Below are 14,454 nucleotides of genomic sequence, written 5' to 3'. Positions count from 1 at the left end.
CTTCGGCGGGACGGGCGCGGGGAGAGGTGAAAGATCACGTCCCTCACTTCACCTTGGGTAGCACCTGCTTCACCACCTGCTTGCCTTCGACCACCTCGACCAGAAAGCTCTGCCGGTCGATGTCGCCGGTCTCGCTGAAGGTGACGTCCATCAGAATGCCCGGCTCGTCCGCGGCCTTGATGGTCAGGCCGTGCAGCGTGTCGGCGAACGCCTTGCTGTCGACCTTGCCCATCTTCTCGGTGGTGGCCTTCACCATGTAGACGGCGAGGTAGCCCTTCAGGCCGTTATGGTCCGGCACGTAATTGTACTTCTTGGCGAACTTGTCGCGGAACGCCTTGATCAGGTCGACCGGTGCGTCCGTGGTGAGGCCGACATGGCCGCGCGCACCGTTGGCGGCATCGCCGGCGAGCTCGATCACCTTCTGGCCGATCAGCGTGGTCTCGCCCATCAGCGGCGCGGTGACGCCCTGGCGCTTCAGCTCTTTCAGGATGCGCGCGCTCTCTTCTTCATTCAGGTAGACAAACACCGCATCGGGATTGGCGGCCTTGATCTTGCCGACGTCGGCGGCGAAGTCGGCTTGTCCCGCTTCAGTCGAGAGATCGGCGACCACCTTGGAGCCAAGCCGGTCGAGTTCCTTCACGACGACGTCGCGACCGCCGCGGCCGAAATCGTTGTTGACCCAGACCACCGCGACCGTCTTCGCCTTCATGTCGTCATGGATGTATTTTGCGACCTTCGGCATCGACGATTGCTGGCCGAACGAGGTGCGGAACAGGAACTTGTTGCCGGCTTGCGTCAGCTCGGCGGCTTCGCCGCCCATGATCTGCGCGATGCCGGCTTCGGCCGCGAGTGGCGCCGTCACCTTGACCGAGCCGGAATAGCCGGGCCCGAGCAGCACATAGGGCTCGGCGTCGAGCGCCTTCTGCACCTGGGCGCGGGCAACGCCGGGGTTGGACTGCGAATCGGCGTGGCTGACCTCCAACTTGCGGCCGAGCACGCCGCCCTTGGCGTTGATCTCCTCGATCGCGAGGTCGATGCCGTTCTTCCAGTTGGTGCCGACGGTGGCGCCGCCGCCCGAGAGCTCGGCGACGTCGGCGAGCTTGATCGCCTGCGCGTGGACGCTGGTTACAGTCGCGAAGGCAAGCAAGGCGCCTGCCACTAGGGTCGATTTCATGGTCACTCCTCCCATTTTTCGTTGATGTTGTCCGCGGCCTTGTGTCCGGCCGCTTCGGTTACGCTGCGTGGTAGGCCGCACTTCGTGCCGCCATCACCTCGTCGAATGCCTCTCCCATGACCTCGGTCGATGGGGCAAGGCCGGTGAACAATTCGAAGGCGTCAGCGGCCTGGTAGATCGCGAGCTCCCGCCCGGTCATGATCCGCGCGCCCTTGGCCTGTGCCGCTGCCAGCAGTGGCGTGATCAGCGGCGAATAGACGGCGTCCGCGACCCACATTTTCTCGTGAAGCAAGGCTGCCGGGACCGGCATGCCCCGGTTCGGCAGCATGCCGACCGGCGTGCCGTTGACGAGGCCGGTTGCGCCATCGAGCGCGTCCTCGACGCTTTTCGCCACCGTGGCGCCACCGTGCCTGGCAAGCAATGAAGCGAGCTTTTCGGCGCGCACCGTCTCGCTGTCGAAAATGCGGAGGCCGGAGACCTTCAGGCTCGCAAGCGCAAAGGCGATCGCCTTGCCGACGCCGCCCGTTCCGATCACGGCGACTGCATTTCCGGACGGTGCCAGCAGCGGCGCGACCGCGCGCGCAAACCCGGTCGTGTCGGTGTTGTGGCCGATCAGCCGGCCGTCCTTGACGACGACGGTATTGACCGCGCCCATGGCGGCCGCGCCCGGCGCCAGCTCGTCGAGCAGCGGGACCACCGCTTCCTTGTAAGGGTAAGTCACGTTGACGCCGGCAAAGCCGAGCCGCCGTACGCCCTCGAGCATCATGCGGAGCCCGGCCGCATCGGCGCCGGCGACCTCGATGAGCTGGTAGTGACCGCGCAGGCCAAGCGCCTCGGCGGCCCGCTCGTGCATGGCAGGGGAGGCGGAATGCGCGATCGGCGCCCCGATCAGGCCGGTGAGAAGCTTCTTGCTGGCGGCGTATCCGCGCTTGGACATGGTTGGTTATCGTCTCGTTGGGAGCGTTGGGTCCTAGCCATTAGCGGGGAAATCCGCACAATTCCAAGGGGGCTTCCAGTTGCGACGATAGCCTTTCCCGTGCCTAACACAATTACCCATTTATTGGGCAAACCTAACATAATGTTATTTCTTCCGCGCGCGTGCCGGGGCGGCGTTGCCCTCGCTGCGGGACGGCTCCACCGCGCGCATCTCGGCGCGCAGGGACTCGATGAAATACTCGACATGGAGCGACAGCGGCGCGCCGCGCTTCACCGCGATATAGGTCTCGAACCGCGTCGGCTCGGTGATCTTCAACAGCTCGATTCCCGGATAGCCGCCATGGGCCACCGTGAACTGGTCGATGATGGCGATGCCGAGCCCTGCCTTCACCAGCGCACACACCGTGGTGCCGAAGCGCGCGCGGATCGTGATGTTGTAGTCGAGCCGGTGGCGCGCAAAGATCCCGGCCATGATCCGGCCGTAGGGATCGTTGGGATCGATGCCGATCAGCGGATAGCGGGTGATCTCGGCCGCCGAGACCTGCTTGCGGCCGGCAAGTTCGTGACCCGGCGGCACGATGCAATAGAGCTCACCCGAGGCGAGCGGCATGAAGTCGAGCCCGGAATGCTCGAGCCGATAGCTCATCGCCACGCATTCGCCGCGGCCGAGCAGGAGGTAGTCGATGGCCTCCTCGAGCTTGAGGATGTTGATGTCGATGCCGAGATCGGGGTAGCGGCGCCGGACGCGCTCGATCGCGCGCGGCACCATCACCTGGGAGATGCTCGGCACCGAGCCGATGCGCAATTCCGACAAACCGCCGCGGCCGATCTTGGAGATGAGCTCGGAGAGGTCGTCGACCTTCTTGTAGACGCCGTTGATCTGCTCAAAGATGTTCTCGGCTTCCGGCGTCGGGAAATAGCGCCCGTTCTGGCGCTGGAAGAAGCGAATGCCGAGCGTGCGCTCGGTGTATTTGACCAGCCGGCTGATCCCCGGCGCCGACACGTTGAGCAGCTTCGCCGCGCCGCCGATGGTACCCGTCACCATCACGGCACGGATCACTTCAACCTGGCGCAGCGTCATCATGTCGTGGGCATCCCAAAGAGGATCGTGGTGGCGATCATCTCACGAGAGCCGTGATGTCATCCAGCGGCAAGTGTGATGTGGACGGAGCGGGCGGCGCTTCACCCTCCCCCTCCGGGGGAGGGTAAGAGCGCAGCTCGCTCACCGGCAACAACTGCTGATTAACTTCGCAGTCAGAATGTTTCGGCCAAAATCGGCACGTTCGAATGGAAGGGCGCCGCTCGCGCAGAACGTACGCCTCACCTGTAACCGCGTTCTAGCTCGCCGGGCTCTCGGGCGACGCGCTGCCGGGCCGCTCCGCGCGTTCGCGCTGCAGCACTTCGCGCGCGTACTCGATGATCTTCTGCTTGTTTGCCGTTTCGCGGACGGCGAAAAACACGCGGTTGAGTTCCAGGCCGAGCACGCTGTTGAGGGCGATGTCCTCGTCTTCCATCGTGATTTTCCCGCTTCAGACGCCATAGGTGTAACTTGACGTCACTTCCTCCACAAGTAGATTAAATCTCGGGTGCAGACGAGGGCCGGTAAACTACGGAAGCAGCGAATTGAGGCAGCTCCCAAATACGTGCTATACCTACGGCGAGGCTCAGGAAACGTACCGATGTCCGCCGTAGACGCCGTAGATTATGGCCGGGAAGCGCTCGACTTCATCGAAGGCCTGGGGACCTATCGCAAGGTACCGGACGCCATGAATGCGCTTGAGGCGGCGTTCGGTCGCTTCGGCTTCGAGACTATCATCGTGACGGGGTTGCCGAATCCCGATCAGCGGTTCGCGCAGATGGTGCTCGCCAAGCGCTGGCCGGCAGGATGGTTCAATCTCTACATCCAGAACAATTACGACCGAGTCGACCCCGTGGTGCGGCTGTGCCGGCAATCGGTCAATCCGTTCGAGTGGTCGGAAGCGCCCTATGATGCCGAGCTCGAGCCGAGCGCGGCCGAGGTGATGAACCGCGCCGGCGATTTTCGCATGTCGCGCGGCTTCATCGTGCCGATCCACGGGCTCACCGGCTACGAGGCGGCGGTGTCGCTCGGCGGCGTCCATCTCGACCTCAATCCCCGCAGCAAGCCGGCACTGCACCTGATGGCAATGTATGGCTTCGACCATATTCGCCGCCTGCTGGATCCGGCGCCGCATCTGTCGACGCGTCTCACCCCGCGCGAGCGCGAGGTGATCGCCTGGGCCTCGCAGGGCAAGTCGGCCTGGGAGATCGGCGAGATCCTGCACATCACGCAGCGCACCGCAGAAGAGCATCTTGCAACCGCCGCGCGCAAGCTCGGTGCCGTCAACCGTACGCATGCGGTTGCACTGGCGATTCGCAACAAGCTCATCAATCCCTAAGCGACGTACTGGGAAATTTCCCAATATCGAACCTGCCTCTTTTCGCAGAGGCTGCCCCTCATTCCGGCTGAATGGGGGTTTTCATGATTCACGCAATTTCTTCGGTCAATCGCCACCTTTACGAAGACGTACTCGAGCAGCACTTCCGACTACGCCACGACATCTTCGTCGAGGAGCGGCACTGGGAGACGCTGCGCCGGCCTGATTGCCGCGAGGTCGATTCCTACGACGACGAGGACACCGTCTATCTGCTCGCGCTGGAAGGCCGGCGCGTTGTCGGCGGTCACCGGCTCTACCCCACCACCAAACCCTCGATGATGAGCGAGGTCTTCCCGCATCTGGCATCGGTTCGCGGCTGCCCTGCGAATCCGCTGGTCTGGGAATGGTCGCGCTACTTTGTCGTGCGCGATCGCCGCGACGGCACTCTCAACCTGCAACTGATGGCAGCGGTGCAGGAGTTCTGCCTCGATCAGGGAATCGCGCAGGTCAGCGCGATCATGGAGACCTGGTGGCTGCCGCGCTTCCATGAGGCCGGCTTCGTCGTGACGCCGCTTGGTCTGCCCGAGCTGGTGGAGAACGCCTGGACCATGGCGGCGACCATCGACATTCGCCGCGAGACCCTCGATGCCCTGCATGATCGCATCGGCATGGATTCGATCGTACAACAAGACGGCCCGCGTCTGGACGCCGTCGCCCGTGCCAACCTCTGCGGCCTTGCTGCCGCGCAACGAAAGAGCGCCTGAAATGTCGAACATGATGCGGGACAGCCAGATCATGGCGCAGACCAAGGACGAGAATCTCGGCTACATGTCCGACATGGCGCTCGAGCTGGCGCAGATGGCGGAAGACACCGGATTGGCAACGCTCGCCTATCTGTTCCGGATGGCGGCGCTGGAAGCCTCGACGGCCAACAGCGTGCTGGCCGATCCGGATGATCTTCCCCGGCAGATGACGTCGCACTAGACGCCTTCTGCTACTGTCCATCGACCTTCGCGCCCTCTCCCCGGTATGCCCGGGGGGAGGGCGATTGTTTGGTGGGTGCGGCAGGTTGACCCATCCTGCGCGGCAGCCTTCTTGCAAGGCCAATTTCGATCGCATGCACCGGCATGCAACAAAGTGCATGTCTGGTGTTGAATCGCTCTTGCCTCGGAACGATACTGCCATTACCCATTTTTCCGCCTTGAAGAGGCAGGGGGAGCTCTTTCACTGATGGCGACCGTGTTCGAACATCGGCGCGACACCGCGTGCGCCTGAAAGAGTTTTGATGCTGCTCGTCGTCGAACAGTTCTTGAACGGATTGCAGTTCGGCCTGCTCCTGTTCCTGCTCGCCGCCGGCCTGACGCTGGTGTTCGGGATCATGGATCTCGTCAACCTCGCGCACGGCTCGCTCTACATGATGGGCGCCTATTTCGCCGCAACCTTTGCGGCCTGGACCGGCAGCTTCCTGCTCGGTGCGCTGATGGCGTTAGGTGCGACTTTGGTGCTCGGCATCGTGCTGGAGATGACGGCGCTGCGGCATCTCTACGGGCGCGACCATCTCGACCACGTGCTCGCGACCTTCGGCCTGATCTTGTTTTTCAATGAAGCGGTGCGGCTGATCTGGGGTCCGGCCGGGCTTGCGCTGCCGCTGCCGGCCTGGCTCACGGTGCCGGTGCCGATCCTGCCCGGCATCCACTATCCCGCTTATCGTCTCGCCATCATCGTGGTGGCGCTGCTGGTCGCGCTGCTGCTCTATCTCGGCGTGATGCGCACCCGCATCGGCATGCTGATCCGCGCCGGCGCCTCCAACCGCGAGATGATCGGCGCGCTCGGCATCAACATCAAGCTGCTCTACACGCTGGTGTTCGGCCTGGGCGCCGCGCTCGCCGGCCTCGCCGGTCTGATGCAGGCGCCGATCCTCACCGTGCAGATCGGCATGGGCGAGAACATCCTGATCCTCGCCTTCGTCATCATCGTGATCGGCGGCATCGGCTCGATCCGCGGCGCGTTTCTGGCCGCGATCTTCGTCGGCATGATCGACACGCTCGGCCGCGCCTTCCTGCCCAACCTGTTGCGGCAGGTGCTGAGCGGAGCCGCCGCCTCCACCGCCGCGCCCGCGCTGTCGTCCATGCTGATCTATCTGCTGATGGCGATCGTGCTGGTGGTGCGCCCGGAGGGGCTGTTTCCGGCCAACCGTCGATGAAGGCTTTCACCGTGAGCAAGGCCGTCACGGCCCTGATGCTGGCGGGCCTCGTGCTGCTGCCGCTTTATTCGCAGCTGTCCGGCAACATCTTCATCCTGACGCTGTTCACCCGCATCGTCATCCTGGCGCTGGCGGCCGCGAGCCTCAACCTCATCATGGGTTTTGGCGGCATGATGAGCTTCGGCCACGCCGCCTATCTCGGCATCGGCGGCTACGCGGTCGGCATGCTCGCGCAGGAAGGCGTCGGAAGCGGCTTCATCCAGTTCCCGGTCGCGCTCGCAGCTTCCGCGATCTATGCGCTGGTGATCGGCGCGCTCTCGCTGCGTACGCGTGGCGTCTACTTCATCATGATCACGCTGGCGTTTGCGCAGATGGCCTATTACGTCGCCTCGGGCCTCGCGCGTTACGGCGGCGACGACGGTCTCACCGTCTACAAGCGCAGTGACTTCTCCGGGCTGATCAATCTCGGCAATCGCACGCAGTTCTATTATCTCTGCCTCGCCTGCCTGTTCGCCGTGATCGTCCTGATCTGGCGCATCGCCAATTCGCGCTTCGGCCTCGTCTTGCAGGGCCTGCGCTCCAACGAGCAGCGGATGCAGGCGATCGGCTTTCCGGCAAAACGCTACCAGCTGGTCTGCTTCGTCATCTCCGGTATGATGTGCGGCCTTGCCGGCGCACTGCTCGCCAACAACACCGATTTCATCAGCCCGGCCGTGATGTACTGGACCCGCTCCGGCGACCTCATGGTGATGGTGATCCTGGGGGGCATGGGCACGCTGTTCGGCCCGGTGATGGGCGCGGTGGTGTTTTTGCTGCTGGAAGAATTCCTGTCGCAGATCACCGAATACTGGGCGCTGATCATGGGCCCGCTTTTGCTGCTGATCGTGCTGTTCGGCCGCGGCGGCATCATGGGCCTGCTCGGGAGGCTCAATCGTGGCTGAACCGCTGCTCCGCGTCGAAAAACTGGTGCGCCGCTTCGGCGGCATCGTTGCGACGGACAACGTCTCGCTCGACGTAGCTAGCGGCGAGTTGCACGCCATCATCGGCCCGAACGGTGCCGGCAAGACCACGCTGATTAGTCAGCTCACAGGGCACCTCGAACCGCATTCCGGCAGCGTCTCGCTCGGCGGCCGCGATATCACCTATCTGCCGGCCTATCGCCGCTGCGCGCTGGGGCTCGCCCGTTCGTTCCAGATCACCTCGCTGCTGCTCGACTTCACCGCCGCCGACAATGTCGCACTTGCCGCGCAGGCGCATGCAGGCCACTCGTTCCGCTTCTTCGCCAATGCGCGCAAGGAGAAGGGCCTGCGCGATGCCGCCCATGCCGCGCTCGACCGCGTCGGGCTCGGCCATCGCGCCGATGTCCTGGTGTCCAGGCTCAGCCATGGCGAGCGCCGCCAGATCGAGCTCGCGGTCGCGCTCGCGAGCAAGCCGAAGCTGCTGCTGCTGGACGAGCCGATGGCGGGTCTTGGCGTCACCGAATCCCAGCGCATGGTGCAACTGCTTCAGGAGCTGCGGAAGGAAGTCTCGATCGTGCTGGTCGAGCACGATATGCCGGCGGTGTTCGCGCTGGCCGACCGCATCTCGGTGCTGGTCTATGGCCGCGTCATCGCCTCCGGTGATCCAGCCGCGATCCGCGCCAACGAGGACGTCAAGCGCGCCTATCTCGGCGACCAGCACGTGGTGACGCACCATGTCTGAAAAGGCGATGGCTGACACGCTGCTCGACGTCGACGGCATCGAGACCTGCTACGGCCTCTCCCAGGTGCTGTTCGGCCTGTCGCTGTCGATCAAGCCGGGCGAGATGGTCTCGCTGATGGGCCGCAACGGCATGGGCAAGACCACCACCATCCGCTCCATCATGGGCCTGACACCGGCGCGCGCCGGAACGATCCGCTTCGCCGGCGCAGAAGTGCGGCAGCTTCCATCCTACAGAATTGCAAAACTCGGCGTCGGCCTCGTCCCCGAGGGACGCCAGATCTTCCCGAACCTCACCGTGCGCGAAAATCTCGTCGCGGCCGCCGCCGATCGCTTCGCTAGCCCCAATCCCTGGACGCTGGCCGCGATCTACGTGATGTTCCCCCGCCTTGCCGAGCGTGCCTCCAACATGGGCAACCAGCTCTCCGGCGGCGAGCAGCAGATGCTCGCGATCGGCCGCGCGCTGATGACGAATCCGAAGCTGCTGATCCTGGACGAAGCGACCGAGGGTCTTGCGCCGCTGATCCGCGAAGAAATCTGGAACTGCCTGTCGCTGCTGAAGCGCCGGGGACAGTCGATCCTGGTCGTCGACAAGAACGTCGACCACCTCGCCCGCATCTGCGACCGGCACTACATCATCGAGCGCGGCAAGACGGTGTGGAGCGGCACGTCCGTCGAGCTGATGGCGGAGCCGGATCTGCAGCATAAATATCTGGGCATCTGACGCGCTCCTGGATCTGGTTGCCGTATCGTCCGTGCAGATCGCCTCGCGCGCAGAACCTCGTCGAGGACGTCAGTTTCGAAGCTCTCCAAACTGCGCGCAGAGGTCTTGAGTGCGCCGCCGCCAGCCGCCAATGTCGCGGCCTAGCGGATTCGATGCAGGACTTTTACAATCAAATTGCCGGACGGCCTGACGACGACATCATCGGCTCCGCACAGCGAGGCGCTTCGACAGCGCCTCAGTGGCTGGATTTCCCGGGCTGTGTGTTCATCAGAGGTGAGTTTCGCGCCGATCCCGATCGGCCGGCGATCGCAGGGCCGGGCTTGTTCATCTCCGTTGCGCTCGATGAAGGCGCAGGCCGCGGCATTCTGACGCGCACAACCGGTGCAGGGCAGATGACGGCGATTGCCGTGCGCGAATCCGTCGCCCTAGGAGGCTCGGTTCGCTGCGGCGAACGTCCTGCGATCGGCCTGGCGCTTCCCCAAGCCTCCATCGACGGGCTCGGACTCGGCGACGAGGTTCGGGCGCTGTTCAAGACCGACGCGTTGGGCACGGCCATCGTCTCTCTCCCGGCGTCTCCGCGCGTGCAGGCCCTCGCGGCAGAAATGTTCTCGCCACCGGTGGCCGGAAACGCGACGCAATTGCTGCTGTCGGCGCACGCCGCCGAGATCGTGGTCCACGCCTTGTTCGGCGAGCGCGGGATCGCGCTCGATCCTGCAGCCGACCTCCAGCGGGTGCGGTTGCAATCGGTCAAGGCGCGGATGGATGCCGATCTCGCTTATCCCTGGAGCATCGACGAACTGGCGCGGAATGCGGGGCTGAGCCGCCGGTCCTTCAACCAGAAATTCCAGATGGCGTATGGCGAGAGCGCGATCGACTATTTGCGGGCCCGCCGGCTCGATGCCGCACGTGACCTTCTGATTCATCAACGGTTGTCGGTCACCGAGGCGGCCTTTCGGGTCGGCTATGCCCATCCGGCCAATTTCGCGACGGCGTTCCGCAGGCACTTCGGCTATTCGCCGAGCCGCTGTCAGTGAACTTGAACGCCTCCACGTGCGATCAAAGGTGATTTGCGCGCGCGCAAAGGCGGTGTGCGCCTCGATCTGGTTACTCCCGGGTTGTTCGAACACGGAACTCGGGGAAGACAATGACGCGCAACGACGGGCGGACGCTCGGCTGGGAACGGATGGCGAGAACTGGTCTGGGAGCGGCCGGCCTGGGAATAGTCCTGCACGCAACGCCGTCGGTCGCACAGACCTCCGGGACCAATGCGACGTCGACGGCGGCGACATTGCCTCCCGTCACGGTGGAGGCACCGATCCAGGCGCGTCCGCGCACCCAGCCCGCTCAGCGAGCTTCGCAGTCGTCGCGCGGCCGCGTCGCGACGCAACGCAATGCCGGGCCCGCGCCAGCCGGAAATTCGGGCGCGCGCGAGGCCGGTGCCGGTCGCGCCAACGCGTCGAGCGAGAGCAGCTATGTTGCAGACAGCAGCTCGGCGGGTACCAAGACCAACACGCCGTTGCTCGAGACGCCGCAGTCGATCTCGGTCGTGACGCGCAAGGAACTCAACGACCGCGCCGTCCAGACGCTGACGGAGGCGGTTGGCTATGAACCCGGCGTCCGTATCGATGCCTCCGGCTACGATCCGCGTTTCGACGCCATCGCGATTCGCGGCTTCGACATCACCTATAACGGCGTTTATCTCGACGGCCTGCGCCTCGTCGGAGCAGGTCTCAGCGTGTTCAAGACCGAGCCTTATGGGGTCGACAGCATCACCGTGGTCCGTGGGCCGAGCTCGGCACTCTACGGGCTCGGCTCGCCCGGCGGACTGATCGACCTGTCGAGCAAGCTGCCGACCAGCCAGCCGTTTCACGAGGTACAGACGGTGTTCGGCGACCGCGATCGCATTCAGGGCAATTTCGACCTGTCGGGCCCGGTCGATGCCAACGGTCAGTTTTCGTATCGGCTGACCGGCGTGATGCGCGACGCGAACGTGTTCGTGCCCGGCGGCAAGGATAACAGGACCTACATCGCGCCCGCCGTCACCTGGAAGCCGGATCAATCGACGACCCTGACGATTCTCGGATCCTATCAGAAGTCGAAGACGCCCGGATCCATGTTCACCTACTCCACGGGCACCGGCACCGCCACGGACATCTTCACGGGCAGTCCGTCCTACAATTCGCTCGACCAGGAGCAGGGACGCGTGGGCTACCTGTTCGAGCATGCGTTCAACAACGCCGTGACCGTCCGCCAGAAATTCCGCTACGTCGATGTCGACGCGGTCACCCGCTATGTCGGCTTTCTCGGGGCGCCGGTGGGCAATGTCGTCTCGCGCTATACCGGCTACGTCCACGACACGCTGCAATCGGCCATCATGGATAACCAAGTCGAGGCCAGGCTATCGACCGGGCCCGTGCAGCACACACTCCTGGTCGGCACCGACTACACCTCGTCGAAGTTCAACGACAAGCAGGGGTTCGGCTTCGGCGTCTCCGATCTCAACCTGGCCGCGCCGGTCTACGCGCCGGAATCCATTCCCGATCCCGCGATCTCGTCCTCGACAGCCCAGCGGCAAACCCAGTCCGGCGTGTATGTTCAGGACCAGGCCAGGCTCGATCACTGGATCCTGACATTGAGCGGCCGCAGCGACTGGGTCAGCACCACAGGTGAGGATCTGTTCGCGCTGACCAGGCAGACGCAGTCCGATCAGGCCTATAGCGGGCGAGCCGGGCTGACCTATGTGTTCGATTCCGGCGTTGCGCCTTACGTCGCCTATTCGACCTCGTTCTTTCCCAATCTCGGCGTCGATCCGTCGGGCGCCTTCTTCAAGCCGACCACCGGCAAGCAGACCGAAGTCGGTGTGAAGTACCAGCCGCAGGGCACGAGGAGCTTCATTACCGCGGCGGTGTTCGATTTGACCCAGGACGGCGGCCTGGTCACGACGGGGACAGGCGTAACGGTCCAGCGTGGCGAGATTCAAAGCCGTGGCTTCGAATTGCAGGCGCTTGCAAGCCTGGGCGGTGGTTTCGACATCACCTCGTCGTACACCTATCTGGACATGGTGACCAAGCAGGCCGCGGACGACTCGCTGATCGGCAAGTTTCCTTCGGGCAATCCTCCGCACACGGCGACGCTGTGGGCGAACTATGCCCTGCCGCTGGCCGGACCGTTTGCAGGATTGAGCGTCGGTGGTGGTGCGCGTTACATGTCCTGGAGCTACGGCGATGATGCGAACACGTTCAAGAACAGCTCGGTAACCCTGATCGACGCGGCGCTGAAATATGATTTTGGCCAGGCGGCGAAGGAGCTGAAGGGCCTCCAGTTCCAGGTCAATGCCAAGAACCTGTTCAATCTGCACTACACCACGTGCCAGGTCGGTTATTGCTACCGCGGCGCGCCGCTGACCGTCATTGCAACGCTCGGCTATCGCTGGTGAACCAGCTTGCGCATGAGAACCCCGGTTATCCGGTCAATATGTCTTACCCAAATCGCTGGCGCCGGCGACTAACGCGCCAGGTGGTGGGTGCCGATTTCAACCAAGGTGGTCCGGCAGGACAGGCGGTAGATCAAGCTGAACAATTGAACCCACATGATCGAACTCCACTGTTGATCACATGCGGGATATTAGGCCCCCAGTCTTTCCGGCCGTTTTCGAGGGACAGGGAAAATGGCTTCGTCGGCGAGCGCCGTGATGTCGTCGGAACAGACCGGACGAAGTCGCCTCACGCGGGCGTGAGACGTATCTCCGTCAAAACACCTCGAAATACTCGCGGTGCTCCCAGTCGGTCACCTCTGACAGGAAGCGTTCGATCTCGGCATTCTTGATGTGGGTGTAGTAGTCGACGAACTCAGGCCCGAACTTCTCGCGGAAGAACGGATCGTCCTTCAGCGCGGCGACCGCATCGCGCAAGCTCTTCGGCAACGGCGGCGCCTTGGTCTCGTAGGGCGTGTCGGCGGACGGGCCGGGGTCGAGCTTGCGGTCGACGCCGTCGAGGCCCGACAAGATTTGCGAGGCCATGTAGAGATAGGGATTGGCGGCGGGCTCGCCGATGCGGTTCTCCAGGCGCGTTGCGGCATCATTGGCGCCGCCGAGCACGCGGATCATCACGCCGCGATTGTCGCGGCCCCAGATCGCGCGGTCCGGCGCCAGCGAATAGGAGCGGTAGCGCTTGTAGCCGTTGATGGTCGGGGTGGTGAACACGGTCGAGGCGCGGGCGTGGTCGAGCAGGCCGGCAAGGTACGCCCGGCCGAACGCGCTGAGCGGCTCGCTGCCGTCTTTCGCCATGAACTGATTTTCGCCAGACGCGCGCGAGACGATCGACTGGTGCAGGTGCCAGCCGCTCGCGAACGCATTCGGCAGTTTCGGCCGGCACATGAAGGTGGCGTGATAGCCGTGGCGGCGCGCGATCTGCTTCACCGCAGAGCGGAACAGCACCATGTTGTCGGCGGGCTCCAGCCCCTTCCTCGGCGCGAAGGTGAATTCGCACTGGCTCGGCCCGAACTCGACCTCGACCGAGCGCAAGGGCAGTCCGAGCGCGACGATATCGCGGCGCAGGATCTCCAGCACCGGCTCCATCTGATCGAAGCGCTGCTCGGTGAGGTATTGATAGCCGTGGCTGAGCAGGCTCACCGACGGCGGCGTGCCGGGCTGGCCGGCATCTTCGGGCCGCATATGCGCGTCGTCGAGCTTGAAGATGTGGAATTCAACCTCGAGGCCGGCGACGAAATCGTGGCCGCGGCCGCTGAGATCATCGAGCACCTTGCGATAGAGGCCGCGGGTCGCGAACGGCACGGGACGGCCGTCGCCAAAATAGAGATCGCAGAGCACCCAGCCCGTCGCGGGCGCCCATGGCAGCACGCGGAACGTGGCTGGGTCGGCGACCATCAACACGTCGGCCGCGCCCTCCATCTCCTTCATGCCGAATCCGCCGCCTGACGTGAACACCGGAAACACCGTGCGGTGCGAGGTGTCCTTGGCGAGCATGGTCGTGGTGATGGAGCAGCCGCTCTCCAGCGAGGCGATCGCCTCGGCGGCGATGATGGTCTTGCCGCGCAAAATGCCGTGCTGGTCCGGGAAGGCGAGGCGGATGACCTCGAGGTTCTTTTCCTCGACGATGCGGCGCAGGCGCGCTGCGGCGTCCCTCTGCTCATCCGACCACAGCGCATGACGCGCGACGAAAGTCACTCGGTTGCTCCTTCAGTCCGTGCTGTCATCGCCCGCGAAGGCGGGCGATCCAGTATTCCAGAGACGGCGACGTGTCCACGAGAGGCCGCGGCGTACTGGATGCCCCGCCTTCGCGGGGCATGACAGTGGAGTATGCGG

General features: G+C 64.2%; 14 protein-coding genes. 9 read left to right on the top strand and 5 right to left on the bottom strand.

Translation table 11 applies throughout. From position 1 onward, the window contains the following. Positions 1 to 43 precede the first annotated feature (43 nt). The 4 genes from ABIB99_RS36735 to ABIB99_RS36720 form a co-directional block, all read right to left on the bottom strand. Positions 44 to 1,174: an ABC transporter substrate-binding protein gene (locus tag ABIB99_RS36735; protein WP_354180443.1), complete on the bottom strand. Its 1,131-nt coding sequence runs from the start codon at positions 1,172 to 1,174 to the stop codon at positions 44 to 46. Between the two features lie 58 nt (positions 1,175 to 1,232). Next, on the bottom strand, positions 1,233 to 2,111 hold the full coding sequence (locus tag ABIB99_RS36730; protein WP_354180441.1) for a shikimate dehydrogenase: 879 nt from the start codon (positions 2,109 to 2,111) through the stop codon (positions 1,233 to 1,235). A 144-nt stretch (positions 2,112 to 2,255) separates the two neighbouring features. After that, positions 2,256 to 3,194, bottom strand: coding sequence for a LysR family transcriptional regulator (locus ABIB99_RS36725; protein ID WP_063979906.1), 939 nt, complete (start codon positions 3,192 to 3,194; stop codon positions 2,256 to 2,258). Positions 3,195 to 3,447: 253 nt separating this feature from the next. Further along, a complete protein-coding gene (locus ABIB99_RS36720) occupies positions 3,448 to 3,624 on the bottom strand; it encodes a hypothetical protein (RefSeq protein WP_014491261.1) in 177 nt (58 codons plus the stop codon). 165 nt (positions 3,625 to 3,789) lie between these two features. On the opposite strand from ABIB99_RS36720, the gene ABIB99_RS36715 reads away from it, so the two are divergent. The 9 genes from ABIB99_RS36715 (at position 3,790) to ABIB99_RS36675 (ending at position 12,567) form a co-directional block, all read left to right on the top strand. After that, positions 3,790 to 4,527 carry a helix-turn-helix transcriptional regulator gene (locus ABIB99_RS36715; protein ID WP_354180438.1) on the top strand — a complete coding sequence of 246 codons (738 nt, stop codon included), beginning with the start codon at positions 3,790 to 3,792 and terminating at the stop codon, positions 4,525 to 4,527. 83 nt (positions 4,528 to 4,610) lie between these two features. Next, positions 4,611 to 5,270 carry an acyl-homoserine-lactone synthase gene (locus ABIB99_RS36710; protein WP_071909116.1) on the top strand — a complete coding sequence of 220 codons (660 nt, stop codon included), beginning with the start codon at positions 4,611 to 4,613 and terminating at the stop codon, positions 5,268 to 5,270. A gap of 1 nt (position 5,271) precedes the next feature. Next, a complete protein-coding gene (locus ABIB99_RS36705) occupies positions 5,272 to 5,490 on the top strand; it encodes a hypothetical protein (RefSeq protein WP_254146823.1) in 219 nt (72 codons plus the stop codon). A gap of 301 nt (positions 5,491 to 5,791) precedes the next feature. Then, the gene (locus ABIB99_RS36700) at positions 5,792 to 6,709 is read left to right on the top strand and encodes a branched-chain amino acid ABC transporter permease (protein WP_028148057.1); all 918 of its coding nucleotides are present in this window, start codon (positions 5,792 to 5,794) and stop codon (positions 6,707 to 6,709) included. After that, the gene (locus tag ABIB99_RS36695) at positions 6,706 to 7,650 is read left to right on the top strand and encodes a branched-chain amino acid ABC transporter permease (protein ID WP_354180434.1); all 945 of its coding nucleotides are present in this window, start codon (positions 6,706 to 6,708) and stop codon (positions 7,648 to 7,650) included. Before ABIB99_RS36700 ends, ABIB99_RS36695 begins: the two co-directional genes overlap by 4 nt. Next, positions 7,643 to 8,410, top strand: a complete 768-nt coding sequence (locus ABIB99_RS36690) for an ABC transporter ATP-binding protein (RefSeq protein ID WP_063979902.1) — start codon at positions 7,643 to 7,645, stop codon at positions 8,408 to 8,410. The genes ABIB99_RS36695 and ABIB99_RS36690 overlap by 8 nt, the downstream gene beginning before the upstream one ends. Further along, positions 8,403 to 9,131 (top strand): ABC transporter ATP-binding protein, encoded by a 729-nt coding sequence (locus ABIB99_RS36685; RefSeq protein WP_354180432.1) that lies wholly within the window; start codon positions 8,403 to 8,405, stop codon positions 9,129 to 9,131. Before ABIB99_RS36690 ends, ABIB99_RS36685 begins: the two co-directional genes overlap by 8 nt. Before the next feature lie 152 nt (positions 9,132 to 9,283). Then, on the top strand, positions 9,284 to 10,165 hold the full coding sequence (locus ABIB99_RS36680; protein WP_208067625.1) for a helix-turn-helix transcriptional regulator: 882 nt from the start codon (positions 9,284 to 9,286) through the stop codon (positions 10,163 to 10,165). A 110-nt stretch (positions 10,166 to 10,275) separates the two neighbouring features. After that, positions 10,276 to 12,567: a TonB-dependent siderophore receptor gene (locus ABIB99_RS36675; protein ID WP_354180429.1), complete on the top strand. Its 2,292-nt coding sequence runs from the start codon at positions 10,276 to 10,278 to the stop codon at positions 12,565 to 12,567. Positions 12,568 to 12,879: 312 nt separating this feature from the next. Here the strand turns inward: ABIB99_RS36675 and ABIB99_RS36670 are convergent, their stop codons facing one another. Then, positions 12,880 to 14,316, bottom strand: a complete 1,437-nt coding sequence (locus ABIB99_RS36670) for a glutamine synthetase family protein (protein ID WP_354180427.1) — start codon at positions 14,314 to 14,316, stop codon at positions 12,880 to 12,882. Between the last annotated feature and the right edge of the window lie 138 nt (positions 14,317 to 14,454).

Source organism: Bradyrhizobium sp. LA6.1 (genome assembly GCF_040547805.1).
Lineage (GTDB): Bacteria > Pseudomonadota > Alphaproteobacteria > Rhizobiales > Xanthobacteraceae > Bradyrhizobium > Bradyrhizobium barranii.
Note: the sequence above shows the minus strand (reverse complement) of the source record. Positions and strands in the feature narration are given on the sequence as shown.

What these genes read in the sequence shown, in the direction of transcription:
- ABIB99_RS36735 (WP_354180443.1), bottom strand. Translation starts at nt 1,174, where the DNA reads ATGAAATCGACCCTAGTGGCAGGCGCCTTGCTTGCCTTCGCGACTGTA.
- ABIB99_RS36730 (WP_354180441.1), bottom strand. Translation starts at nt 2,111, where the DNA reads ATGTCCAAGCGCGGATACGCCGCCAGCAAGAAGCTTCTCACCGGCCTG.
- ABIB99_RS36725 (WP_063979906.1), bottom strand. Translation starts at nt 3,194, where the DNA reads ATGATGACGCTGCGCCAGGTTGAAGTGATCCGTGCCGTGATGGTGACG.
- ABIB99_RS36720 (WP_014491261.1), bottom strand. Translation starts at nt 3,624, where the DNA reads ATGGAAGACGAGGACATCGCCCTCAACAGCGTGCTCGGCCTGGAACTC.
- ABIB99_RS36715 (WP_354180438.1), top strand. Translation starts at nt 3,790, where the DNA reads ATGTCCGCCGTAGACGCCGTAGATTATGGCCGGGAAGCGCTCGACTTC.
- ABIB99_RS36710 (WP_071909116.1), top strand. Translation starts at nt 4,611, where the DNA reads ATGATTCACGCAATTTCTTCGGTCAATCGCCACCTTTACGAAGACGTA.
- ABIB99_RS36705 (WP_254146823.1), top strand. Translation starts at nt 5,272, where the DNA reads ATGTCGAACATGATGCGGGACAGCCAGATCATGGCGCAGACCAAGGAC.
- ABIB99_RS36700 (WP_028148057.1), top strand. Translation starts at nt 5,792, where the DNA reads ATGCTGCTCGTCGTCGAACAGTTCTTGAACGGATTGCAGTTCGGCCTG.
- ABIB99_RS36695 (WP_354180434.1), top strand. Translation starts at nt 6,706, where the DNA reads ATGAAGGCTTTCACCGTGAGCAAGGCCGTCACGGCCCTGATGCTGGCG.
- ABIB99_RS36685 (WP_354180432.1), top strand. Translation starts at nt 8,403, where the DNA reads ATGTCTGAAAAGGCGATGGCTGACACGCTGCTCGACGTCGACGGCATC.
- ABIB99_RS36680 (WP_208067625.1), top strand. Translation starts at nt 9,284, where the DNA reads ATGCAGGACTTTTACAATCAAATTGCCGGACGGCCTGACGACGACATC.
- ABIB99_RS36675 (WP_354180429.1), top strand. Translation starts at nt 10,276, where the DNA reads ATGACGCGCAACGACGGGCGGACGCTCGGCTGGGAACGGATGGCGAGA.